A 22,319-nucleotide genomic window follows, 5' to 3' on the forward strand; every position below is an offset into this window, starting at 1 on the left:
TTCGCTCTCACAGTCGATCAATATAGCCAAAGAGCGACAATAACCAATAAAAATATAGGGTCAATGCTAAGAATGCAGACAATCCGCAGAGCAATGCAAGACCTTTTGACCAGTAAAAAGCCAAGAATTCAGAGACATTTGCTGCGCTGAAAATTGAAAAGATACTCAGCAGAATGCCTAACAATACTACATCTGAAGATTTATCCTCTAGAAATCGAAGACTGAGAATTGATTTTCGAGTCGCCTCCCACTTGAAGAACTTTTTTTTGATTCGTATCTAACTGTAGATCATCAATGTAGACAGTATCGAGTGCTGATGCCTGAACTCGTGTACAAGTGACATTCTGATTTCCATAAGTGGCTTGACAGTCTTTACCTGTTGTTCCTTTTAGAGAAAGCACTTGATTATTAATTATTTTTTGGCAAGTAAACAACTCTGCTTCCCCACAGTCATCAAGTAGCCTGGAATGACAATATCAGTCTCATTAGGCTGAGAAATCACAACTTCAAACAGTCTATTGAGTGCGCGATCGCGCTAGAGCAAAGCCGTGATTAGACCAAGCGCGACTAGGTTAAGAATTAAGCAATTTTTTAGACGCATGGCAGTTCGAGCGATCGCGACTCCAGTAAACTACTTTGCAAGTCCTGAGATCACAGCTACTCTGGCTAGATCCTCAGAAATCTCTTCTGCGGCTTGACGTGCTTTCTCGAACTGTCCTGACCGAACGAACTCATTCGCAATACTAGCCAAAAGACGATCGCGCTGAGGAGGTAACTCCCAATGACTGCTATTTTTGAGCGATAGTGCTAATTCCATCGCTTGATCAAGTTGTCCAAGTTTGACCTGTTGTGCTGCGATCGCTAGTAGAACGGGATGTCTATTTCCATTCTCTTTAAGTTTGCTAGAGAGTTCTAGAGCTGGCTTAAACTGGTTCAGGTTCACAAATTGCAGCGCAGTTTCTATTAAAATTCGTTGGTGTGCATCTGATTGCCCGTCTAGTTTAGCAATCAAATTGAGGGCGCGATCGCGTTGTCCGATCGCAATTAGTTCAGGCGCAGACTCAGGAGTTAACATTGGGATCAAACTCTCGAACAAAGTATCAGCTTGAGCTGTGAGTCCTACTTTTTGCAAATTCTCAACGATCGCAAGTTTGCTCCTTGTTCTCATTGTGGTATCTGAAACAGAGTTTGCGACTTGCATCGCCTTGTCGAGCTGTTTTGTATGAGCAAGTTGACCCGCAATTTCTTTACGAACAATATCCTGTCGAGAAGGGGCATCCGCTAGTAGCTGTGTCACTTGCAAAGCTGCCTCAAATTGTCGCTTCTTAGCAAGTTTAAGGGCAGTTTTTTGCAAATCCTTCTGCCCCATTTCTACTAAAAATTCTGGATAGATGTATGTTCGAGTGCCATCTTTGACCTTTGAGAGTGTAGAGAGTTGGGTTGTGATTGATAAAGCCAGTGGAATATCTCCTAAATCAATTAGCTTATCGGCAAGCTCATGCCAAGTCATTAATCGTTCGACTGGATCTCCTGAAACGTTTGGTGCTTGGGGCATCTGTTTAGCACTATTCCAAGTTTGTTGGAGTTGCTCAACAGTTTCAAGGTGACTCAGAATTCCCAAGTAAGCCCAAGCTTGATAATACTGCGCTGCATCTCCTGATGCCGAGTTGCAACCCCATATCGTTTCGGCAACTTGTAACGCTTGATCTAACTCTGAGACTAAACTTAAGCTTTTAGCAATGTCTGAGAAAATTGCAAACTTTTCATTCCCACAACTGCCGTTCGATTCATAGGCGTAGTCTTCAGTGTCGCCTTTCACCGATCGCACAGCTTCACTCAATAACTCTCTAGCCTGTTGAGCGTTACCTTGGTGTGCGACTGCGACCGCAATTTTGTTGAGCGCTTGCCCTTTACGCAGATTTGAGGAAATCCTAGTTTTGACTAACTGAAGGGCGCGATCGACCTGTCCAGCTTCTGCAAGTTGAGCGCTGATGATAGCTAGGTCTTCCTGTTGTCGAGCCTTGTCATAGTCATCTTTGACGGGTTCTGAAACGCGATCAAGTGAAAGTTGAATCGCTCGTTCAATTAATTGCTGAGATCTTGAAACTTGATTGACTTCACGAAGTCTACGAGCAATGGTGAGCAACGCTTGAGTCCGCTCTGTGAAAGTAGGGATTGCTTCTGCTATCTGAATCGCTCTCTCGAATAGCGCCTCAGCAGGTTTAGGAGTCGGACTTTCAGCGATTTGAATTCCAAGCTCTGTCAAGGATCCAGATGTCGTGAGAGTCTGTGTTACCTGAACTGCGGGAGCTGCTTGAGCAGGCTGCTTAAATTCAAAAAGCAAAAGTAGGGCAATTGGAAAATGTATCGCTGGTTTTGAGGAAGCTAATATCGTCATAACGTCTAGTGTGTAAGTCTAAATCAAACTTTGATGTGCTTCTAATCTTTTGTTAAGATTACCCCTTTTGAATTTGGGTAGCTCAACGTGCTTTAGCTTTTCACAATAAGCAGATGCTGAGTAAGCTCACGTCGCACTATCTTGAGGTCTACTCTGATTAATGGTTAGATCACTCTCTCTTTTATTCGGGTAGAACTGCTTCTTTTCAGGAAGCTGATAGAACAAAGTACCGTGAATGCCATGAATTTCTGGCTTTTTTAACCGCCTCTTCCAAAGTCGAGCTAAGATCTGTCGAATCTCTTCATCATCTTCAATGTCCTCGTTGAATTGGATATCTTGATTTGGCTCTGGGAAAATCTTGAGAAATTCCTCATCGGTTGCACTATAAACATCATAAGCACAGTTCGTTGCACGATCGATAACTTGAATATTTTTCATACTACCGAAGTTGACAACTGATATTACGCAAGGCAATTTTGATCGAATCTAGCAACAAAGTAACTTGCTTACCTGTTGAGCTACTTTGGCATCAATTTAAGCCTTGCAACCTGCGTTTAGCGCAGAGCGCAAGTGCAAGGCACCCGCAAAACAGCTAGAGGGAAAGACGAAACTGAGATAGCGCATTGTAATAAATCTTGAGAAGTAAAGTGCTTTTAGCAATATGCAACAGACATCGAATTTCTGATCTTGACCCATTCGCGCATTGCAGCACGTTCATCTGGGCGAATGGGTGTTCCTCTTCTCTCAGGATAGCGACTGTGAAAGACAGCATCTGCAAGACGATCTTTGAGTGCCTCATCTTTGTTGGAAAATGTCCAGTCTGGCTCACCACATGCGCCTCCGTTTGGACCCACTTTGGAGTAACGCAAGCCGTCTTGGTCAATCACACGGCGAATCGCATTCCACTCTCGAATATAGCCATGCTCATAATGCTGCAATCTGCGGCGGTTCAGTCCAGGATTCAGATTTCCAAACAACCAATCCGTCACACTATCCACAGACTGCTCACGGGTTTCAGCATGAACGATGCTTGGACTACTCAGAATCAAAGGAATGCTTCCAGTGCAAGCGATCGCGATTACAAAAGCACTTGAAGTAAAAAACTTCGAGATAGATTTCAAATTCTGATTTTGCATGAGAAAAGCTCTAATTAGCTACAAGGTTTTTCCACGATAATCGATCGATGAATGCTCTTCTTTAGAGATTGAGAGTTGACTAGCTGCAAGGTTGTTCGATCATGATGGCTTGACGAATCTGGCTCCATTCACGAGCGAGTGCAGAATTTGAGGAAGAGAGCGATCGACCTGCAAGTTCAGGATGACGACTGTAGAAAATCGCATCTGCAATTCGGTCAAAAGATGAGGCAGGGCGGCGACCAGAAGGCAATCCATTGATGCCGTCATAGCTGTAGAGTTCCCAGTACTGATCGCCTGCACATTCAGTGATATTCGGCTTCATTTCTTGATTGACAGCTTGCCGAATCGCATTCCACTCTCGAATGTAGCTAGTATCACTCAATCGCAGTTTCCGCCCGTTTAATTCAGGATTCACTTTATGAAGAAATAGGTCGGTTTGCCAATCGATCGCGCCTTCACGAGTTTGAACAGGAGCCGCATTTGCAATATCTCCAGCGGCAATCATCGTGATCAGAAGTCCTGTGAGAAGTGAGATCGAGCGGAGACTGGAACATTGATATTTCATGATTCGGGTTGTGAACGTCTTGAGCGGGTGTAGAGTTCGGGATTACAGAGGTTATGCAATATGGAAGATATTTTATCAACAGAGCAAACTAACAACGCTCGGAGAGATTGTGACAGTGCAACTGTTCACGATCGCGAAACTCTATACCCAGTTGGAAAATTCTGCAACCTCTCAAATTATCTTGAACACTATGTTTCAACGGTTTATGATCGGGCTTCTCTCTTTCATTCCATTGTTTGCAGTTCCCGCAGTCGCTCAAACTGCTTGCCAAAGTTTCTATCCTCCAGGACTTTCAGATCGGTTGAGTAGTCTGCCGATTTCACCAGAATTTGAACAGCAAATTCGAGCAATGTGGCAAGCTGAAATCGCGATCGAGTTTCTTCGTGCGAATCGCCCGGATCGTCTTGAGCAAATCAATGAAACAATTCGATTTCAAATGAAGCTTTCACCCGAATCTGTGACGGTATTAAGGTTGTTGCAGAATTTAGCAGTTGAAAAGACAAATGATGCGATCGCGCTTGTTCCCAGTATTCAATCTTCATGGCTGAACTCGCCTGCTGTGGCTCTTCAATTGCTAGAACTGCCGTTGAATGATAGAACACAATGGGTGCTCAAAGTCATTGAAACGATGCCAGAGTCTTCGACCTATCTTGAATTAGAGAAAACTGATTGGCTGTTAAATTTAGCTGCTCAACATCAAGAAGCAGACAATCCAAAGCAAGCTCTAGCGCTATTAGAAAAAGCTCGATCGCGCACAGGAAAGACTAGGATTGTAACCCTAATTCGACTGGCAGAAGCCTATCGCAAATCGGGAAAACCGGACATTGCACGATCGATACTCGACACTGTACCCGCTCGAATCGAGACCGAAGTGCGATCGCTCGATGGTTCCAATTCTGTCAAAATCTTCAATCTCGTGAATCTAGGACATCAACTTGCACTACTTGGTCGATCGCAGAAAGCTTTGTCCTATCTTACTCAAGCAGAAATACTGCTGCGGAAATCTCCAGACCCGATTTACCAGTCGCACATTCAATTATTAGCATTAGGTTATGCTGCTGCGAATCGATCGACAAAAGCATTTGAAGTGATCAAATTGCTGCAACCTAATCAAGCGGATTTAGCTTATGCGTTAGTGGCGAAACAAGCGGCGGAATTGGGGAACGATCGTTTCACAATTCAAGCCATCCAGCGAATTCGACCTGAATCAACAAAAGCCTGGAGCTTCGATAGACAATCGCTGACCGTGTTACCTGAGATTGTCGAATTCTATGCAAAAGCAGGCAAGTTTGATCTGGCTCAACAAGTCACGGCTTCAATTCAGTCTCCGTTATTCCGGATCAAGTCGCTAGCTACGATCGTAAACTATGCTGATCGCGCAAATCAAGCATCGCTCTCGAATCGAATTGTTGCTCAAATGTTGCAGATTGCTTCTAAATTGCGGTCAGGCACTCCAGAGTTTGAAGTTGCGAATCACTTGGTTAAGGCTGGTGCAGTTAATCGAGTGCAGCAACTTCTCAACCAAGTCTCACTCAAAGATCTAAAATCGCAATTCGTGATCGCTTATCTCTATGCGAGAGTTGGTGATTTTCAAACTGCGAATCAGCGACTAGCTGCCATTAATGTCGATCGTGCAGCGGCTGATCTAGTTGCTTCTCCGACCCCGAATCAGTACGAGTCCCACTTCGAGTTAGCTCCGCTGTCTCCATCTTCTGGATTAGGATCATTCTTCTCTTCAGCCCGTTTCGCCCCATCACCTTCCGCGATTCCTGCTCCTCAGCAAAAACAATTCGACAAACCTGTACCAATTCCGAGCGCAAAGCCTTCCCCTGCAACTGTGACAGCAAATCGATTTGAAATTCTAGGTGCATTAGCGAAACATTATGCGATCGCTCAAAATTTCCAGAAAGCGAATGCTCTGATCGAACAGATTCCGAATCAATATTGCACCTTCAAATCTGATGTTCTCGCACAAGTGACAAAAAGCGCGATCGCAGCTAACCAGCTAGAAATTGCTCTCGATGCGTTGCAAAAGAGCGATCGTCTGAATCAACGCGCCTCACAGCTTGATCCGAACTTCATCAGAATGCAACTAATCGCGATCGCGAAACGCTATTCCCAACGGAATCAATTCAAAGAAGCTGCTCTTTTACTAGAATCTGCACTCACTCTAATTCCATAACCATGTTTCAACGTTTTACGATCGGACTTCTCACCTTTTCGTTGGCTCAATCGATTTCTGTTCCGACGATTGCCCAAACTCGACCCGCGCCTGCTTGCAAAAGCTCAATCGCAGTTGCACGATTCTCATCTCCTTATTCAACTCATTCGGTTCGAGGAATCTCGCTCCAACAAGCAGAGCAACGCGCTGAAATTGCGATCGAGTTTCTCCGCGCCAATCGCCCAGATCGGGCGAATCAAATCAATGAGAATCTGCGATCGCGGCTGGAACTATCTGCGTCTGAGATCGCAGTCTTAAGAACGATTCAGAACTTAGAAGCGGGCAAAATTCAAGCTGCGATCGCGCTATTTCCTGAACTTAAAAAACCGGAGGCTTATCGTCGACTGCTCGCGCTACAACTCAAAAAGATTCCCCTACAAGCAAAATCAACTTGGATTCTACAAGCGGTTGACTATTTTCCAGAACCCGACGAAGACGAGATGAAATATCAACAGCAGTGGAATCTTCCAACGCTTAAAGCAGAATGGATGCTGCTACTTTCGGAGGACTATCGGACTCAAGGTAATGTGACCGAAGCCGTGAAGATTCTCGATCAGGCTCGAATGCTTCTGAACTGGAATAACAATGCCGAAGCTCTTCAATTTGTTGAAGCTTATCGCAAAGCTGAACAACCTGAGAAGGCTCGATCGATAATGACTTCGATCGTTGCTCAATTGCTACGCGACGTTGAACCCCAAACCGTCAGACCAAGAGCAATTCAGAACCTCATCAAAGCAGGACATGAACTCGCATTGATGAAACAATCTTCTGAAGCCTTGCTACTTTTGAATCAAGCCGAAACATTGATCAAATCTATCGATCGTAGTAACGTAAAACCCCTTCAGCAGTCGTTAGTTCTCGCGTATGCTGCCGCAGATCAAACTGCACAATCCCTCCAAATCGCTCAAAGCTTAGATTCGCGTGATGCAAGAGAAAGCTACATCAGTTTAGCAAAACAAGCCGCAGAACTGGGGGATAGTCGTAGTGCTCAACAATTTCTCCAATTCATTCGAGATCAATGGACAGCTTCACGCGCATCGCTTGATGTTGTCAAAATTTTCGTCGATGCAGAACTCTTATCTGTTGCTTACAACATTGCAAGCCTGATCGCTGATCCTCAAATGCGTCTCGAAGCAATGGCAACGATCGTAAAACGTGCTGACCAAGCGAAACCGTCTGCTCTCAGCACTCAGATTATTGCTGAAATGCAGCAAGTTAAAACAGGAGAGTTTTCAGGATTTCAACGACTCGACGCGATCCGCGCCCTGATTCAAGTTGGAGAACGAACCCAGGCTCGGTCGCTTCTTGCTGAACTAATCCGACAGCCTGATCTCGCTTGGTTAAACTTACAAATTGCAGAACAATACGCAGCGATCGGAGAGTTTGATCAAGCAACACGATTGATCGATCAACAACGAGCCAGACGTGTTCAATCTAAACTTTCACCGTTGCCAGTCTCGATCGTTGCACCACCGCTCGATCTTCTCAATGAACCACCCTTCACCCCTCTAGGCGTGTTTTTCTCCAATGTCCTCTTGGATGTGAATCTTCCGCAACGTGTACCAGATACGAGACTGCTGCAACGTCGAGTTACACCCATTCCATCGGTTCAATCAAAGCAATCTAAGAAACCCAGAACCGTCCAATCGCCCACGCTTCCCCCAACTTTACGGCTGTCTCCCGAAGAAAATCGTGCCTTGGACGAAGCCCGATATATTCGCGCTTATGCTCAAGCCCGTAACTTCACGAAAGCCTCTAATCTACTCGCTCAAATTCCCGATCATCTCTGCTTGTTCAAAGCCGAATTATTCGATAACATCGCGATCGCAGCACTCGAAGCCGGACAGTTAGAAATCGCGATCGATAGCTTTCAACAAGCCAAGCGCCTTTCCCAACGTGCGAATCGAGTCAGGTCTGAGTCAGTTGGTCGGTTGATTGCGATCGCAAAACTCTACTCTGAGCGCAACCGAACGACAGAAACGATTCGATTACTAGAAGCTACCCTGGCTCTACTATCGAATCGCTAAATTGCTTTGTAGTATTCAGGGGATCAGTACTTACAATGGGTTGAGCAATCTTACACATTGTAAGTACTTTTCTCAAGAGCGATTAACGGAGTGCACTCCGGAGTTGAGCTTCTGTCCAAGTGGTTCCATTTGCAAACCGGATACTCTCCACTCCATAGTTTGCAGAAAGACCGCCAAAGAGTTGATTCTTCAGCAAAATCGATGCTGAACTTCCCCCAAAGGAAAGCTGCACATCATCAGTATTCACGCGGGTTGCTCGAACGTTTGTCGATTCGAGACCTGCTCCCGATAGTACCAGCACATCCACACTCGCATCAGGACTACTATCACCGAGGATATCTGCACCATCAAGCGCATTGAAAAGATAGGTATCTGCACCATTTTTACCATCAAGGTAATCATTGCCGGTTTGTCCCGGCAAAGTATCGCTTGTAGTGCTGCCAATGAGCGAATCATTTCCAGCAGTGCCCGTTAGACTCATTCAATTTTCTCCTGAAGTTTGTTGTGAAAAATTCTGTTTCAGCACCCTGTATCCGTGTTGGCATTCGTCAATCTCACACCGAACACCAACTGTTTCAAAGTTCAATGCCATCACTTCTGCTCAATCAATCAAAGAGTGATAGCTTTAACTTGCTGTAGTGGTTTAGGTTCACGATCCGAGAGGTTATGCAGAGGATTAGAATGCACAAAAAGTGCTTTCTTCGACTTCTCGAATCGTGCTAGAGCTTTTAGCTGAATCGTTACTGTAAGCTCAACAAGTAACTATTGCGGTTTTGTCGATCGTAGTTTTTGCGTCAGTCTCCAGCACCCATTCCGATGCTGAAAAATGTATGCGGCTGAATTCCCAAATGTTTGCACAATTTCTTCGGATTCTGTGCCTGTAACATCTCCGGTGTACTTGTATTGTGCTTTGATATAATCGACTTGAAACGTATCCGAACTAATACGATCGATGTTCAAATTCAATCGAGTGTACGGGCTGTTATCAACCGGAGAAGCTACGAGTTGAACCCACCGAGTGTCTACTAGATCGATGCTAAATTCATCATCTTGGCGGCGCAAAACTTCCAGTACTTGATCTGGGTTGTCATAGTTGCGAACTTCGATGAGATCGGCAGTGTACATTGCTCGAATATCATTGCCCTGCTCGTCTTTCCCTAGAACGAACTTCTCAAAGAAAAGTTTGTACTCGTCTGGAGCACAGAAAGCAGGTAAGTTTGGGCGTTCCGCAGTTTGAACCTCTCTAACTGGCTCAATCGATTGAGTTGGTGTTTCAGAAGTTGGCGGATTCGGTTGAGAAACAGCTTCCTGATTAGTAACAGGTGTGGATTGCAGCGAAACAGGAGGACTCCCACTACAAGCTTGCAGCAATCCAATCAAGACGATCGGTATTAGTTTCTGACAGTTCATACCGTTAGCAATAAGCAACATATAGCAGTCGCCTAAAAGCTTGCGGCAGCGATAGTTATGCGATTAAGCCGTTGCATCTTTGAGAACAGCTTCCATTGCATGGCGCAAGGATGGAGCTTGGCCTAAGCGCTTGCGAGTGCGACTTTTGAGCCAAGCCCAACACTTTTCAATCCGATTGAAGTCTGGAGAATAGGGCGGTAGATAAAGGAGATGGCAGCCTGCCGCCTCAATAATTTCAGCCACCCGTCCACCATGATGAAAAGTCGCGTTGTCGAGAATCACCACTTGATTGGGCTGAAGTTGCGGAACTAAGCAAGTTTCGAGCCAGGTCTCAAAGATGGTTCGATTACACGAGCCTTCAACCGTGAACGGCGCTTGGAGTTGTCGCTCACAGTACGCTGCAATCATGTTGATGCGTCCGCCCCGTCGTCCAGATTTGACAGCTTCAAATCGTTGCCCCGCTTCGCACCAACCATAGCCATAGTCATCGCGCTGATCCATGCCCGCTTCATCCACGTAGACACGCCGCGACGGCTCGATTTCGGCAAGTTGTTCGAGAAATTCCGCCCGTTTCACTTCATCGCGTTCACGATAGCCGTAGGTCTTTTTTTCCGCGTGAATCCAATTCGAGCTAAAGCCCGTGAGATGGTTCGCGAACTCACGGAGTCGTGCCACAGTTCTGCAAGTTCTTCCTGGGTCTTGTCGCCATGCTGTTTGACAAACGCACGAAACCGCTCCCAATCGACAATCCGATGGCTGTGTCCGCGTTGATAGCCTTGAATAGCTTCAAAATCTCCGGTATCTGCACGTCGTTTAAGCCAACGGTCAAGACTATCACGACTAATGTTGAACATGGTGATGACTTCATGTTTAGGCACACCACGATCAATTGCGGCAATCGCTTTTTCCCGCAAATCTCGACTGTAAGCTTTCGGCATTGAAGGAACTTGGAAACTCGACTTTCTTAGAGTGCCCAGCTATTCCTCTGCAATACCGCAACGCTAATGGCAACCGCTATACATTGAATTTTTCAACCGAAGCCATTCCCGCATTGCAGCCCGTTCGTTTGGGTTAATCGGTCTCCCTCTTCTTTCGGGTAACGAGCGTAGAAGACTGCATCTGCAAGTCGTTCTTTCAAGGCTTCATCATTGTTTTGAAATGACCAATCTGGAATCCCGCAAGCTCTAATGTCCTTCGCTCTCTCGTAGCGGAGTCCTCCATTATTAATCACCGTCCAGATTGCTTGCCGTTCTTGAATGTACTGATACTCATTTGCTCTCAGCTTTCGACGATTCAATTGAGGATAAAGATTGCCAAACAGCCAATCAGTCACACTGTTTACAGATTGTTGGCGAGTTTCAGCACTGGCAACTTTTGCACCTCCAAATACTAAGATTGTTGTGCAAGCGCTCATGATGAGAAGCATTGAAATCGATTTGAATCCTTGATGTAGCATAGAGAAATCTCCAAATGAAATAAGATTGAACATTAATTCAGAATTGCGATCGACCTGCTATATGATGCAGGTTGATTAATTGCGTGAATTGTTGTCTGGAGTGGATGGAGTCACCCAGCCTTTTTCAGAACAAGATGCAATCTGACCTTGAGGAGCCATGCTCGATAAGCACCAATAGTTGTTTCCGTCGTAGATCACACCTTCTTGCACCGCTTGTAGTTCGGTAATCGATCGCCAAGGTTGTGTTCCGCCCTCAGTTTCGTATCGATAGCGATTGCCTTCGACTTCTAATGCTTGACCTGTGTAACCGATCCAGTATCGTCCTTCTAGAATTGTAGGAGTTTCAACTTCGGTAGGAAAGTTCTGTGCTGACTCTGACGGTTTCTGAGTCGCAACGGGTTCTGGTGCAGTTTTAGGAGATTCCGCAGCAGCAGGAATTGCTTTTTCTGGTGCAGTTTTAGGAGATTCCGCAGCAGCAGGAATTGCTTTTTCTGGTGCAGTTTTAGGAGCTTCCGTAGCAGCAGGAATTGCTTTAGATTGAACAGACTGATTACAGCCGATACATAGGCTCATGAGACTGATCAAGATGGTTTTTGTGATAAATGATGGATTGAGAAGCATAAAAGATTGTTCTGTGAAGAACACAAGCAAGGAAGTTATGTGGATTTAGGGATTGCTGTCGAACAGGTTATGCGATCGATTAAATCTGTTTGCAAGCCACTCCTTTAGGGCTAGTGGATTCAATCTTTTCGGTCTTGGTGTTGGCTCTCCAAGCTCGACGGATGTTAGTACGGATGTCTTCGTCTGTCGCTTCTGCGATCGCAAAAATCTCTCGATCGTCTTGACCATTGAAGGTGCAAAAAGCAAAGTGTAGTTCTTGCGATCGCGGGAATGTCGGTAGCTCCATCACGTCTACGACTTGCACCGGAACGGCTCCCCCTCGATTCCACGGAAGCGCTTTAGTAAACCAGATCATTCTGGTGTTGCCTCGCTGCACAAAATCCGCTCGATATCGACCGCCTTTCACGACCCATCCTCCGTTATCTTTGAATCCTTTGGGTAGTGTTCGATAGGTTAGCCCAATGTAGGAGCGAATGTTCGATCGAGACACAGACACGGGTTCTTGACTGATTGCGGGCAACGTTGCACTAAACAAAATGCTTCCCATCAACGTCAGCGACAGTAATGACTTCATGAGTTATTCTCCAGGTTTCGGAATGAGCGAACGTTGCGTCTAGCACGAGTTGCACGATCGAAAAATTCTTTTGACTTTGCAGAGTTTCCGAGTGCTTTGTAGAATTCTGCCAGATTCGTTAATGTTGCGATCGTCTGTGGATGGTTCTCTCCGACTGTTTTTTCTAGAATCCTGAGTCCGTTTAGGAAAAGAGGTTCAGCCTTTGCGGGTTGTCCTTGAATGGCATAGAGATCGGCAAGATGATTTAATGCGATACCTGTTCGGGGATGTTCTTTTCCTAATCCCGCTTCATAGATCGCCAAAGCACGTAGAAGCAAAGGTTCGCTCTTTGCAGGTTGCTTCTGATCTCGATAAAGCAAAGCTAAGGCGTTCAAGCTAGTTGCTAGCTCAGGATGCGCTGAACCCAAACGAGATTCACGAATGCTGATTGCTCGGAGATACAGCGGTTCTGCTTTGGCATACTGTTGTCGATCGCGGTATAAGCTTGCCAAGTTGTGCAGCGTCATCGCAACCAATGGATGAGCTTTGCTTAATGCTGTTTCATAGATGCGGAGGGCACGCAGATAGAGCGATTCTGCTTTCGTATCTTGATTTTGCTTTTTGTACAATCCTCCTAGCGTATTCAGCGTAAATGCAACTTCAGGATGGTTTTTACCGATCGTTTGTTCCCGGATGTTCAAAGCGCGAAGATAGAGCGGTTCTGCTTTGGTATAGTTTGCTTGCTCATCATAGAGGGCTGCAAGATTCTGTAAGGTTGCAGCCACATCAGGATGATTCTGTCCCAAAGCTTTCTCTCGAATCGTCAGAGCACGAGTAAACAGACTTTCTGCAATGGCATATTTTCCTTGCTGCAAGGTCACAACTGCTAGATTGTGTAAACCGACGGCAATATCAGGATGACCCGGTCTTAACGTCGTTTCCCGGATGTTGAGGGCACGAGTAAACAGGGCTTCTGCATTCGCATATTTCCCTTGATCGAAATAGAGAACACCGAGATTGCTTAGAGTCTGAGCCACGGAGGGATGATTCTGACCGAATGTTGTCTCTTGAATTTTGATCGATCGTTGATAGAGTGGTTCTGCCTTGGCGTACTGTCCTTGCTCTCGGAAGACTTCGGCAAGATTACCAAGAATTGTTGCAATGGATGGATGCTCTTTGCCGAGCGCTCTTTCTCGAATGACGAGGGCGCGAACATAGAGCGGCTCTACTTTGGCATACTGTTCTTGAAGGTGGTAGAGCATTGCTAAATTACTTAGCGTGATAGAAAGTCCGGGATGATTTGCGCCGGATTTTGCTTCGCGAATTTGAATCGATCGCTGATAGAGCGGTTCTGCTTTGGCATACTGTCCTTGCCGAACGTAGCTCAACCCCAAGTCATTCAGCAACACTGCAATTTCAGGATGATTTTTACCTAAAGCTGTTTCCTGAAGTTGCAACGCCTTCTCCAACAGCGGAATTGCTTCTCGATATCTGCCTTGATCAGTGAGTTGACTCGCTTGCGCTTGTAGCTGTTGCACCTCAGAAGATGCGGTTTGTGCGATCGGAGGATTAGCAGGTCTGGGTTGGGCGACCACTGGCAACTGAGTCCCGATCGACAAACTCATAACCAAGGCGACTCGAAGAATGCGATCGCGCTTCTTGAATTTAATCCGGTTGTCTATCATGTGCTTACTGAATCTCGATTGATCGCTCATCGTCTTAGAAATTTGAATCTGTTTGGGTTTAGAGTTCAAGGTTTATCAGGTTATGCAATCTTTTGAAGCGCACAACTTGCATATCCTTGATCGCACTCAGCCATAGATCCAGAGTGCCTACCCATGAGAATTAAGATGAAGTATCGAAACGTTGCTTGTTGGATAGTTGCGATCGCATTCGGATTCGCGATCTCGTCCCCAGTTTCCGCTCAGATTAGCATTCTTCCGACTCAAGAAGCGGCGACTGAAGGATTAGTCGATCGACTCAATCAGCAAACTTTAGATCTGACGTTGCAAGAGAAGTATGAAGAGGCGGCAGCGGCAGCAGAACACGCGATTGAAGCTGGGGAACCGATTCTAGGACTCTCAAATCCTGCACTTGCAATTAGCTTCGATCGATTACTTACGGTTTATCATTTACAGAAACAGTACGACAAAGCAGAAGCATTGTTACTTCGTTTGATTCGTAGCTATGACTCTACCCCGAATGAGACTCATCCTTCACTTGCGCCCAGTCTCAGCAGGCTTGCAGATCTATATCGCGAACAGGAACAATACATTAAAGCAGAACCGCTCTATTTACGCGCCCTCAGCATTCAGGAGAAGAGATTGGGAGCGAATCATCCTGCGGCAATTTCAGCGATCGAGACGCTTGCTAATCTCTACAAAGCAACGGACAATCCGACTCAGGCTCAACAGTTTTTACAACGACTTAATACACTGCGACAACAAGGTAAAACAAATCTGCGTTAGTCGTAAAAATGTGAGTATCTAATTTCGTAACACTATCTGCTTTTTCCTACATCAACTTCAGAATTGTTACTGTAGCATTTCTCAATTACTGTATGTTTCAAAGATTTAGCATCAAAAATATCGCCTCTGTAGTAGCAGGTAGCATTGTATTGACTACTTTCTGCGGGTTTGCGGCTCAATCTCTTCCAACGCTTACAACTCAGCTGATTAACCCGATTGGGCAATCTGTTCCCTTTGAAGGTATCACCTGGCAGCTTTCCGAATGGCGACGATCGAATGGCGATCGTATTTCGTTACTACCCAAAAATCCGATCACGATTCGACTTGATGGCAGAAGGCTCGGTGGTTCATCAGGTTGTAATTCTTATGCCGCAGATTACCAAGTGCAAAACGGTCAATTACGAGTAATCGGAGATTTCGTTTCTACAATGATTGGGTGTTCTTTAGAAGTGGGTGTGCGGGAAAATGAATTTAGAACGATTCTAAAATCACCTCGCCTATCGATTCGTTCTGCCAAAAATCGACTGACAATGAACTATTCATCAGCACAGGGTAGCGGCGTTTTAGTGTTTACTCCTGTTCAGTCGAAGCTACAGAATACAAGCTGGCAACTTCGCTCAATCAGCACTCTTGCACCCAACTCTGTGAGAAGCCAACATCCGATCACTCTTCAATTTACAGCAGATTCAGTGAGGGGATTTTCAGGCTGTAATCGATACAATGCAACCTATCAAGAACCTGCGAATCAACTCAAAATCGAAGCTATTGCCAGCACGAAAAAGGGATGTGCTATCCCGCAGATGCAGCTTGAACAGAATTATCTATCCTCTCTCGCAACTGTTCAGCGGTATGAACTCGGTAGTAATGATAACTTACAGCTGTTTTTTGCAAATAGAACTGAGCTAGGAGTAATGACTTTCGCTCGGCAGAAATAGGGAATCGCAAACCGAAATCCGAGGATAGATGCTACTTCCTCGGATTCCTAAGCTATTCGACGCTAATCGCGATTTTTCCTTGCACCTGCCGCTCTTCGATCGCACGAATCGCGGTCGGAATTTCACTTAGCGAATAACAGCGATCTACGTACGGACGAATCTTGCCCGCCTCAATCAGATCTTTCAACACAATCAAATCAGCTTGAGTCGGCTTTTGAGCTAGACTTTTCACTCGACGATCGCTAATTTTTGACATCCAAGCTCCAAACAACATCACCTGAAACAATCGAGCGATCGAGCCACCAACGCAGACATAGTGACCTTTGGGTTTTAACAGTGGTAAATAGTCAAAAACCGAACCGTATGCAGCAACATCAAACAGCAGATCGTACTGCTCCTTCAATCCCGTTTTCGCCTGCGTATAGTCCAGAACATAGTCTGCTCCAATTTCTTGTACCATCTTCGCTTTGCTAGGACTACACACCCCGGTCACTTCGGCTCCGAATGCCTCGGCAATCTGCACCGCAAACGATCCCACTCCACCAGAAGCCCCTTTCACTAAAACCTTCTGTCCTGGTTGAATCTGTCCAACATCCCGCAATCCTTGTAAAGCAGTCATCGCAGAAACGGGAATTGTTGCAGCTTCCTCGAACGTCAAGTTAGTTGGCTTCAAAACCAAAGCAGTTTCGGGAACACAAACGTATTGAGCAAATGCCCCAAATCCAGCTTCTGATAAATCACCAAAGACCTGATCCCCTGGCTTAAATTGCGTCACTGCTTTGCCAACTGCTTCCACTTCTCCCGCCACATCAGTCCCTAAGATTTTGATTTTTGGCGATCGTATTCCCCCATAAACAAGACGAATAAAGAACGGTTTCCCGCGCATTAAATGCCAGTCTCCTGCATGAACAGCAGTAGCACGAACACGCACAAGCACACCGTTATCAGATAGAACTGGTTTATCAACTTCTGCCAGTTTCAACACATTGGGAGAACCATACTCGGTCTGAACGATCGCTTTCATCTTAGGCTTTGTAATGTTAGTTGTGTTCATGGTCATGTTAAATCTGTAAGAGTTCAAAGCTAGAAAGTGATGCAACATTAGCTTCTACGTTGAGAAGATTCGAGGGCTTTTAGTTGCGTGAGTAGCTGATCAATCGCAGTTTGTCGTTCTGTTGGAGATAAGCTTGATCGCTCAATTTCTTGAAACGCATCAGACCAAAGTTCATGTTTTGCAAATACCTCAATTCGTCGCTGTAATTGGTCTAATGGTTTGAGCTTTTTATTAATGCGATCGAGGTCTGCTGTGACTTTTTGACGTTGTACGATCGACAAAGTTTGAAATTCCCAAGCGGTCACAATCTCATCTTTTTGCAGATCAGCATTGCGTTTGAGAAACCTTACAAGATAGGTTTTGCTTGGTTCAAGTTTAACAGCGATCGAGAGTGTACCGCCTGATTGAATTGTCCGGCTCCATAGCGGAGTGCGTGAACCTGCTTGGAGAATTTCAACGCGATCGGGAAGTTGCTTTGAGGTACGCCAAATTAAGCTTGGTTGCAACGTCCAAAGCTGCTTTCTCCAAATGCCAGGTGAAATCACTTCCCAGTCTCCACGTCCGCCGCCTCGTTTGCGTGGAACCGGAGTTCGAGAAACAATCCGCTGGAAAAAAGGTTGCCAACTCGATCGCTGCTGAGATTGAGCAGAAAGCAGATTCGCATCCGTGAAGAAAGAAACGGTGAGTAGGCTAGATAGAATCAGAGTTCGTTTAATCATCAGATTGAGGTTTCGAGGTGACAAGAAATGCAAGGTACGTGAGTGCTGGGAGTAAAAATGGAAGTAAGACAGAGTAAGAAATATAGAACTGTAAACTTGCTAAACCATAACCAATCGGAACCATAAAAAACCGTTTTCGTTGGTGTTGATTGATTAGGATGATTGTTGCTTTTCCTGCGATCGCAGCAATGATCACGATCCATAGATCCGGAATTGGTAGGAGCATTCGGCGATTTAATAAGCTATGAACTAAGTAAGCGTGAATTGTTCCGCTTGATGTTTTTGCACTCGCGGTGGATTGCCAGAATTTGAAGGCAAGCGGGCTGATGAAGTAGTCTTCTCCAGGTGTGACTCCTGCATCAATTTGACCATCTGGAACAATTAGCGCGATCGCATTTGTGCGATCTGTTGTATCTTGATTTCGCAAGAGTTTCCAGCTTGGAATTGCTTTGTAGACCTGGTTTGGTGGAATTGAATAATCGATTAAGGGATGTAACCAGGTTTGTCCAAAGATTGCAGAGAACTGAGTGATTGGCTGAAAGTATAGGCGCGGATCTCGTCGATCGAGGGCTTGCGGATTGCACAATCGAACAACTTGATAGGCAAAAGGTAACATTTCGCTTTGAGCTAGAGTATCGCCAATTACTCTGGCATAGAAGGCAGGATCACCAATTAGATCCATATCACCATTGCTTCCGAATTGTTTGAACTCTGGTAGTGCTGTGATCCAAGATTGATTTGACTGTAAATCTGGCGTTGCTGCCAATACAAACTGTTTACCCGATTGAATCGCCGTTGAGAGCGATGTTTCTAGAGCGCGATCGCCACTTGGTTGATGTCGAAACAAAAGATAATTGATGCCAATCACTGAACTTTCTGATTGTGAAACGCGATCGACAACTTTTGCTAAATATCGTCGATCGAGATTTTGTTCGATCAAGCTTACTCTATCTTTCTGAAGCGATTCTTCATTGATTTGAACGAGTAACACCGGAGAAGATTGAGGTTGAATGCTTTGATTTGTAACTTGGCGGTAGATTGCCTGCACGAATTGGCGCTGATCAATGAGCGCACTTTGAACCGGGAGCAGAACACTGAGAGAAGCGAAAATACTGACTGCGATCGCTTCTAAACATTGCGGCTTCCACGGTCTTATGCGGGTTTTCCAAGTGGGTGTTGCGAATCGAAAGGGTTTTGCTTGAGGATGAGAAAAAAGTGAAGGAATAAGATAGGCAGAAGGATAAGTTAGATTTTTCTCTAGTTTGAGAAACTGACAGGCAGAAAGCGTTGCTTCTTGTGCGTTCTGGTGATTTGATAGATATCTTAAGAAGTGAAGTAGAAAGTCTTTTGCAACATCATCACGAATCGGTTCGCGCATCACAACGACTTGATTTAGACCTAAGTTAATGAGTGATTCAGCAATACTGAGACCATTACAAGAATTGAAAATAGCAAACTGTAATCCGCACTCCTGAGCAATCTTTAGCTGTGGAGCAATCTCGCTGATTAGAATCGAAGTGTTTGGCGCAATGCCTAATTCGCCGCCTGTAAGTGTGGATTCGTTGCTGTGTCCGGCGAAGAAGAGAATATCCCAGCCTTTTGGATCAGCGATCGCATTCCGAATTTGTTGCAGTAGCTCAGGAGTTCGCGCCTCTGGTTGCCATCCAATTAACTGAATTTCTGCACGATGATTTAACTGCTGTAAGGCTGCCCGTTCCGCTTCAAAATTGAGACCTGTTTCATCACCCAAAATGACTAAGATGCGATTTTTAGTGCGATGAATCGGTTTCGCTCGTTCAGCACAAAGCGCGAGTGAAGTCCGAATAATCTGAATCGGTTGAGAAGAGCCGAACTCTGCACCAATTTGCCAAGATTCCCAAGGTAATTTAACAATCTCTGAAGAATCACAGCGAAGATAAAGAACTGAGGTTTTAGTGATTTCGCGTCGAATTTCTAATAGTTCTGCACTGTTTAACCAATAATGAAATTCAGCCAGAAAAGCGGCTTCAGCTTGAACGAGCCGAGTTCGCCAATCGATTTCGGGTTGTTGAATGTTGAGGACTAACCCAAGACGAGCGCGTAAGGTTGAACGGTAAAACTGAAGGTAAGTACTTTGCCAAGTTTGATAAAGCGTAGTAAGTGTTTCTGGATAGGTCAGCTTTGCACTTAAAGTCTGTGTCTCATGCCAGACTAACTCAAATAAGCAAGTTTGTTCAACGCGCCAAATCTTTAATAGCATGGCATTAGTACGGTTGAAATACGATCGGGGCTAGACTCAGAGAATCCGTTAGAGTATGGGTTTCAGGATTGATGCTTCTGAGCATTAAAGTAAATTTCTCATTCCAGTTTCCAATAATTTGAGCAATCAAATAGGATGATTCTACCTTAGCTACTTCTTCAATTAATACCGTACTCCCTTCTTGAACAATCAATTGAGTCCCTGTCGGTAATGTTGAAGAATCGATCGACTCTAAGATCACTAACAAAGACCATTCTGGCTCTGAGGTTTCTTCCATTGCCCAAGTCGTAACATAGAGCCGAAATATATGTTGATTCAGCGTGATCGATCGATAACCCGATTGTGCCGTTGATGGAATGTGAATGCCAGAGCGTTCGATTTCCGTAAACACAGACGTTACATCTGCACTAAACGCATCTGCGCGTGTTCTCATTGCCGGAACTAACTCAAGCGAGAACAATGTCCAAGTCAATTCATCAATCTGAGTTTGTGCCCATTGAGCCGCATTCACAAGCGGTTGAATTAACCATTGAGGAGAAATCACTGAACAAGTTTTTAGTAATGGAATTGCACTAAGCTCTAAACCTGCGAGATACCATAGCAATTGTTCTAAGTTGGTTTCACATAAAGAAATTGGAATCAGACACGTCTCATCTGCTGAATTTATCGTAAGTCGATCGCCAAGTATAAAGGAATGAAACGCTATTTGATTCGATTCCTCATCAACATAAATCACCACATAAAAATGAGCAGGGTTTTGCAGCAATGAGATCGGGAACTCGATCGTATCTTCTACGTCATTGATAACAATAAAACCAAGATGAAACTGATTCGCATACACAGAATTGATCGCAGCAGGGATACCAAAGCCTGAAGGTTCAATTAACCGAGCTTGGGAGCGATCGAACTCGATTGGAGTTGAGCGATCAAGCATCCACTGAGTAAAACCCTCCAAGGCAAGCAAGGCAAGATAGGAGTGCCATTGAGTGAGCGGATTTGAGAGCGATTGAGTGAATGCGATCGCGGTTCTCACTCGCTCTGGATCGAGGTCAATTAAGGTAGAGGCAGCGTTTAACGGAGTCATCATGATCTGAAGATTGAATCAATGTAAGTCACGACTGAGCAAAGCACAAAGCTGTTCAGCGAACAAATTATCTTTTTGATAGGCTTTTGGAGTTTTAGATTGTTGAGCATCCTTTTCTAATAGGGCATCGACTTGATCGCGCAACGCTTCATCGATCGTTTCGGCAAATTGGCTCAACCGTTCCGAGTCGGTGAAATTTTGGGCGATCGCTGAGATATCCTGTTTCAGTCGGGTGAGGATATGCAATCCCACATCAGCCCGTAAAGTTTTGAGTTTCAATAATCGCGCAACGTTGTCTTGGCGCTTGAGATCGAGTTGTTCCGCGATTTGCGTCATCGTGATCCGTTGGCAGTAAAACAAATGAAGCGCAATACGGAATTGGTTAGCTTTCTGCTCTTTTAGACGACTGGTATAGTCGCGAATCACAATTTCTAGAGCCGCACTCAAACATTGAACGAATTGAGCGCGGTAGTAATACAAAAATTCATCTGTTGGATCGGATTCAGTGCTACGAACTGTAAGCTGTTCTGCTTGAATCGGTTTTTCCTCGATCGATTCAGTTTCGTAGCGATTGAGACGATGCTGGCGGAGACATTGCGCGATCGCAAGTAATTGTTTTAGCACTTGAGTTGAAGAAATCGGCTGATTCAGCTTTGTTTGCAGTTGATCAGCGATTCGTTTTAATTGTTCAGGGGTCGGTTCTTTACATCGTCCCTGACTGCCTTCAGAAATACGATCGCTTAAATAAACCGCGTGATAGCTTTCTAAATAGAGAATTGCAGTCTGGATTGCATCTATCGACCAGTAAAATCGATCGCTTAATATTCGTTCTAATCGCTTGGTCGTTGTACTGTTGAGAATCGCCCAATCGCTTTTTAGATATAGTCCTTGCTGCTTGAGAAATTGATTGAGATCGGGGTGCTGTCTTACCAGTCGAGTCGCCCAAGTGTTGAGAGATGCGATCGCTGGATTGTAACTTGCTAGAATCTTCTGCGATAACGGATGATAGTGACGGTTTAGCGTTCCATCATCATCGAGAACATAGCTCAGAACATCAAACTGATTGAATTGGTAGTAGTCTCCGAACTGACGTGTGATCGAGCTTGCTTCTTCTAAGGTGCAGTGAGAAATAAAGCAACGAAGACACAATTCCGCCTCAGTTGAACCATTTTGATAGTCGCGAATAAGCAACTGTTGTAATGAATTTGATTCTGTGATTTGAGCGTAATTTTGCTCGATGTAGTGATGTGCGATCGCGGATTTTTCCGCACGATATCCGCCTGCTGGATTGACCCGAACTAACGTCCAATATTCACCTATCTCACTCATCGCCACCTCGATTCCTGCTAGTCAGAGAAAACAATTAATCTTTCCCCGAAGAAGTTATGACATATCGAAGGGATTCTCGGCAAATTTTCCGAATTCCGTAAATT

21 protein-coding genes are annotated in these 22,319 nt (G+C 45.0%); 4 read left to right on the plus strand and 17 right to left on the minus strand.

The genetic code is table 11. The features are described from left to right. Positions 1-200: 200 nt before the first annotated feature. From LEPBO_RS0134220 to LEPBO_RS0134240, 5 genes are all read right to left on the minus strand, one after another. Positions 201-401, minus strand: a complete 201-nt coding sequence (locus tag LEPBO_RS0134220) for a hypothetical protein (RefSeq protein WP_017292102.1) — start codon at positions 399-401, stop codon at positions 201-203. A 230-nt stretch (positions 402-631) separates the two neighbouring features. Further along, the gene (locus LEPBO_RS0134225) at positions 632-2,266 is read right to left on the minus strand and encodes a tetratricopeptide repeat protein (protein ID WP_225903995.1); all 1,635 of its coding nucleotides are present in this window, start codon (positions 2,264-2,266) and stop codon (positions 632-634) included. A 258-nt stretch (positions 2,267-2,524) separates the two neighbouring features. Beyond that, the gene (locus LEPBO_RS0134230; RefSeq protein ID WP_017292104.1) at positions 2,525-2,836 is read right to left on the minus strand and encodes a hypothetical protein; all 312 of its coding nucleotides are present in this window, start codon (positions 2,834-2,836) and stop codon (positions 2,525-2,527) included. Between the two features lie 215 nt (positions 2,837-3,051). After that, positions 3,052-3,534, minus strand: a complete 483-nt coding sequence (locus tag LEPBO_RS0134235) for a hypothetical protein (RefSeq protein ID WP_017292105.1) — start codon at positions 3,532-3,534, stop codon at positions 3,052-3,054. A 79-nt stretch (positions 3,535-3,613) separates the two neighbouring features. Next, on the minus strand, positions 3,614-4,099 hold the full coding sequence (locus LEPBO_RS0134240) for a hypothetical protein (protein WP_017292106.1): 486 nt from the start codon (positions 4,097-4,099) through the stop codon (positions 3,614-3,616). 109 nt (positions 4,100-4,208) lie between these two features. Between LEPBO_RS0134240 and LEPBO_RS0134245 the strand changes: the two genes are divergently transcribed. Both LEPBO_RS0134245 and LEPBO_RS0134250 read left to right on the plus strand, forming a co-directional pair. Beyond that, positions 4,209-6,281, plus strand: a complete 2,073-nt coding sequence (locus LEPBO_RS0134245) for a tetratricopeptide repeat protein (RefSeq protein ID WP_144056468.1) — start codon at positions 4,209-4,211, stop codon at positions 6,279-6,281. Between the two features lie 2 nt (positions 6,282-6,283). Beyond that, on the plus strand, positions 6,284-8,347 hold the full coding sequence (locus tag LEPBO_RS0134250; RefSeq protein WP_017292108.1) for a hypothetical protein: 2,064 nt from the start codon (positions 6,284-6,286) through the stop codon (positions 8,345-8,347). 82 nt (positions 8,348-8,429) lie between these two features. On the opposite strand, the gene LEPBO_RS0134255 is transcribed toward LEPBO_RS0134250, so the two are convergent. The 7 genes from LEPBO_RS0134255 to LEPBO_RS39415 all read right to left on the minus strand — a co-directional run bounded on the left by LEPBO_RS0134255 (position 8,430) and on the right by LEPBO_RS39415 (position 14,072). Next, positions 8,430-8,828 carry a calcium-binding protein gene (locus LEPBO_RS0134255; RefSeq protein WP_017292109.1) on the minus strand — a complete coding sequence of 133 codons (399 nt, stop codon included), beginning with the start codon at positions 8,826-8,828 and terminating at the stop codon, positions 8,430-8,432. Between the two features lie 281 nt (positions 8,829-9,109). Continuing rightward, positions 9,110-9,778, minus strand: coding sequence for a hypothetical protein (locus LEPBO_RS43800; RefSeq protein ID WP_017292110.1), 669 nt, complete (start codon positions 9,776-9,778; stop codon positions 9,110-9,112). Positions 9,779-9,820: 42 nt separating this feature from the next. After that, a protein-coding gene (locus tag LEPBO_RS42025; RefSeq protein ID WP_144056469.1) for an IS630 family transposase occupies positions 9,821-10,695 on the minus strand; the annotation gives its coding sequence in 2 pieces (ribosomal slippage) (positions 9,821-10,366 and positions 10,369-10,695; 873 coding nt in all). 92 nt (positions 10,696-10,787) lie between these two features. Continuing rightward, positions 10,788-11,213 (minus strand): hypothetical protein, encoded by a 426-nt coding sequence (locus LEPBO_RS39410; RefSeq protein WP_199326395.1) that lies wholly within the window; start codon positions 11,211-11,213, stop codon positions 10,788-10,790. 75 nt (positions 11,214-11,288) lie between these two features. Beyond that, positions 11,289-11,786 carry a hypothetical protein gene (locus LEPBO_RS0134285; protein WP_144056470.1) on the minus strand — a complete coding sequence of 166 codons (498 nt, stop codon included), beginning with the start codon at positions 11,784-11,786 and terminating at the stop codon, positions 11,289-11,291. Positions 11,787-11,913: 127 nt separating this feature from the next. Continuing rightward, the gene (locus LEPBO_RS0134290; protein ID WP_017292114.1) at positions 11,914-12,408 is read right to left on the minus strand and encodes a hypothetical protein; all 495 of its coding nucleotides are present in this window, start codon (positions 12,406-12,408) and stop codon (positions 11,914-11,916) included. Further along, positions 12,405-14,072 carry a tetratricopeptide repeat protein gene (locus tag LEPBO_RS39415; protein ID WP_190711066.1) on the minus strand — a complete coding sequence of 556 codons (1,668 nt, stop codon included), beginning with the start codon at positions 14,070-14,072 and terminating at the stop codon, positions 12,405-12,407. The genes LEPBO_RS0134290 and LEPBO_RS39415 overlap by 4 nt, the downstream gene beginning before the upstream one ends. Positions 14,073-14,237: 165 nt before the next feature. On the opposite strand from LEPBO_RS39415, the gene LEPBO_RS39420 reads away from it, so the two are divergent. Together LEPBO_RS39420 and LEPBO_RS40660 are read left to right on the plus strand one after the other, a co-directional pair. Next, a complete protein-coding gene (locus LEPBO_RS39420) occupies positions 14,238-14,855 on the plus strand; it encodes a tetratricopeptide repeat protein (protein ID WP_017292116.1) in 618 nt (205 codons plus the stop codon). 149 nt (positions 14,856-15,004) lie between these two features. After that, positions 15,005-15,790 (plus strand): META domain-containing protein, encoded by a 786-nt coding sequence (locus tag LEPBO_RS40660; RefSeq protein WP_190711065.1) that lies wholly within the window; start codon positions 15,005-15,007, stop codon positions 15,788-15,790. 52 nt (positions 15,791-15,842) lie between these two features. Here the strand turns inward: LEPBO_RS40660 and LEPBO_RS0134310 are convergent, their stop codons facing one another. The 5 genes from LEPBO_RS0134310 to LEPBO_RS0134330 are packed head-to-tail and all read right to left on the minus strand — an operon-like array spanning position 15,843 to position 22,215. Next, entirely contained in the window at positions 15,843-16,844 is a 1,002-nt protein-coding gene (locus LEPBO_RS0134310; protein ID WP_225903996.1) for an NAD(P)-dependent alcohol dehydrogenase, read from the minus strand. Positions 16,845-16,891: 47 nt separating this feature from the next. After that, a complete protein-coding gene (locus LEPBO_RS0134315; protein ID WP_017292119.1) occupies positions 16,892-17,563 on the minus strand; it encodes a hypothetical protein in 672 nt (223 codons plus the stop codon). Then, positions 17,556-19,802 (minus strand): CHASE2 domain-containing protein, encoded by a 2,247-nt coding sequence (locus tag LEPBO_RS0134320; RefSeq protein WP_017292120.1) that lies wholly within the window; start codon positions 19,800-19,802, stop codon positions 17,556-17,558. Before LEPBO_RS0134320 ends, LEPBO_RS0134315 begins: the two co-directional genes overlap by 8 nt. A 4-nt stretch (positions 19,803-19,806) precedes the next feature. Further along, positions 19,807-20,889 (minus strand): DUF1822 family protein, encoded by a 1,083-nt coding sequence (locus LEPBO_RS0134325; protein WP_017292121.1) that lies wholly within the window; start codon positions 20,887-20,889, stop codon positions 19,807-19,809. A 15-nt stretch (positions 20,890-20,904) separates the two neighbouring features. Continuing rightward, complete coding sequence (locus LEPBO_RS0134330) at positions 20,905-22,215, minus strand: hypothetical protein (protein ID WP_017292122.1); 1,311 nt, start codon at positions 22,213-22,215, stop codon at positions 20,905-20,907. Positions 22,216-22,319 lie beyond the last annotated feature (104 nt).

The organism is Leptolyngbya boryana PCC 6306 (assembly GCF_000353285.1).
GTDB classification, from domain to species: Bacteria; Cyanobacteriota; Cyanobacteriia; order Leptolyngbyales; family Leptolyngbyaceae; genus Leptolyngbya; species Leptolyngbya boryana.

What these genes read in the sequence shown, in the direction of transcription:
- LEPBO_RS0134285 (WP_144056470.1), bottom strand. Translation starts at nt 11,786, where the DNA reads ATGAGCCTATGTATCGGCTGTAATCAGTCTGTTCAATCTAAAGCAATT.
- LEPBO_RS0134250 (WP_017292108.1), top strand. Translation starts at nt 6,284, where the DNA reads ATGTTTCAACGTTTTACGATCGGACTTCTCACCTTTTCGTTGGCTCAA.
- LEPBO_RS0134255 (WP_017292109.1), bottom strand. Translation starts at nt 8,828, where the DNA reads ATGAGTCTAACGGGCACTGCTGGAAATGATTCGCTCATTGGCAGCACT.
- LEPBO_RS0134330 (WP_017292122.1), bottom strand. Translation starts at nt 22,215, where the DNA reads ATGAGTGAGATAGGTGAATATTGGACGTTAGTTCGGGTCAATCCAGCA.
- LEPBO_RS0134240 (WP_017292106.1), bottom strand. Translation starts at nt 4,099, where the DNA reads ATGAAATATCAATGTTCCAGTCTCCGCTCGATCTCACTTCTCACAGGA.
- LEPBO_RS0134325 (WP_017292121.1), bottom strand. Translation starts at nt 20,889, where the DNA reads ATGATGACTCCGTTAAACGCTGCCTCTACCTTAATTGACCTCGATCCA.
- LEPBO_RS0134230 (WP_017292104.1), bottom strand. Translation starts at nt 2,836, where the DNA reads ATGAAAAATATTCAAGTTATCGATCGTGCAACGAACTGTGCTTATGAT.
- LEPBO_RS0134290 (WP_017292114.1), bottom strand. Translation starts at nt 12,408, where the DNA reads ATGAAGTCATTACTGTCGCTGACGTTGATGGGAAGCATTTTGTTTAGT.
- LEPBO_RS39415 (WP_190711066.1), bottom strand. Translation starts at nt 14,072, where the DNA reads ATGATAGACAACCGGATTAAATTCAAGAAGCGCGATCGCATTCTTCGA.
- LEPBO_RS39420 (WP_017292116.1), top strand. Translation starts at nt 14,238, where the DNA reads ATGAAGTATCGAAACGTTGCTTGTTGGATAGTTGCGATCGCATTCGGA.
- LEPBO_RS0134310 (WP_225903996.1), bottom strand. Translation starts at nt 16,844, where the DNA reads ATGAACACAACTAACATTACAAAGCCTAAGATGAAAGCGATCGTTCAG.
- LEPBO_RS43800 (WP_017292110.1), bottom strand. Translation starts at nt 9,778, where the DNA reads ATGTTGCTTATTGCTAACGGTATGAACTGTCAGAAACTAATACCGATC.
- LEPBO_RS0134235 (WP_017292105.1), bottom strand. Translation starts at nt 3,534, where the DNA reads ATGCAAAATCAGAATTTGAAATCTATCTCGAAGTTTTTTACTTCAAGT.
- LEPBO_RS39410 (WP_199326395.1), bottom strand. Translation starts at nt 11,213, where the DNA reads ATGCTACATCAAGGATTCAAATCGATTTCAATGCTTCTCATCATGAGC.
- LEPBO_RS0134315 (WP_017292119.1), bottom strand. Translation starts at nt 17,563, where the DNA reads ATGATTAAACGAACTCTGATTCTATCTAGCCTACTCACCGTTTCTTTC.
- LEPBO_RS0134320 (WP_017292120.1), bottom strand. Translation starts at nt 19,802, where the DNA reads ATGCTATTAAAGATTTGGCGCGTTGAACAAACTTGCTTATTTGAGTTA.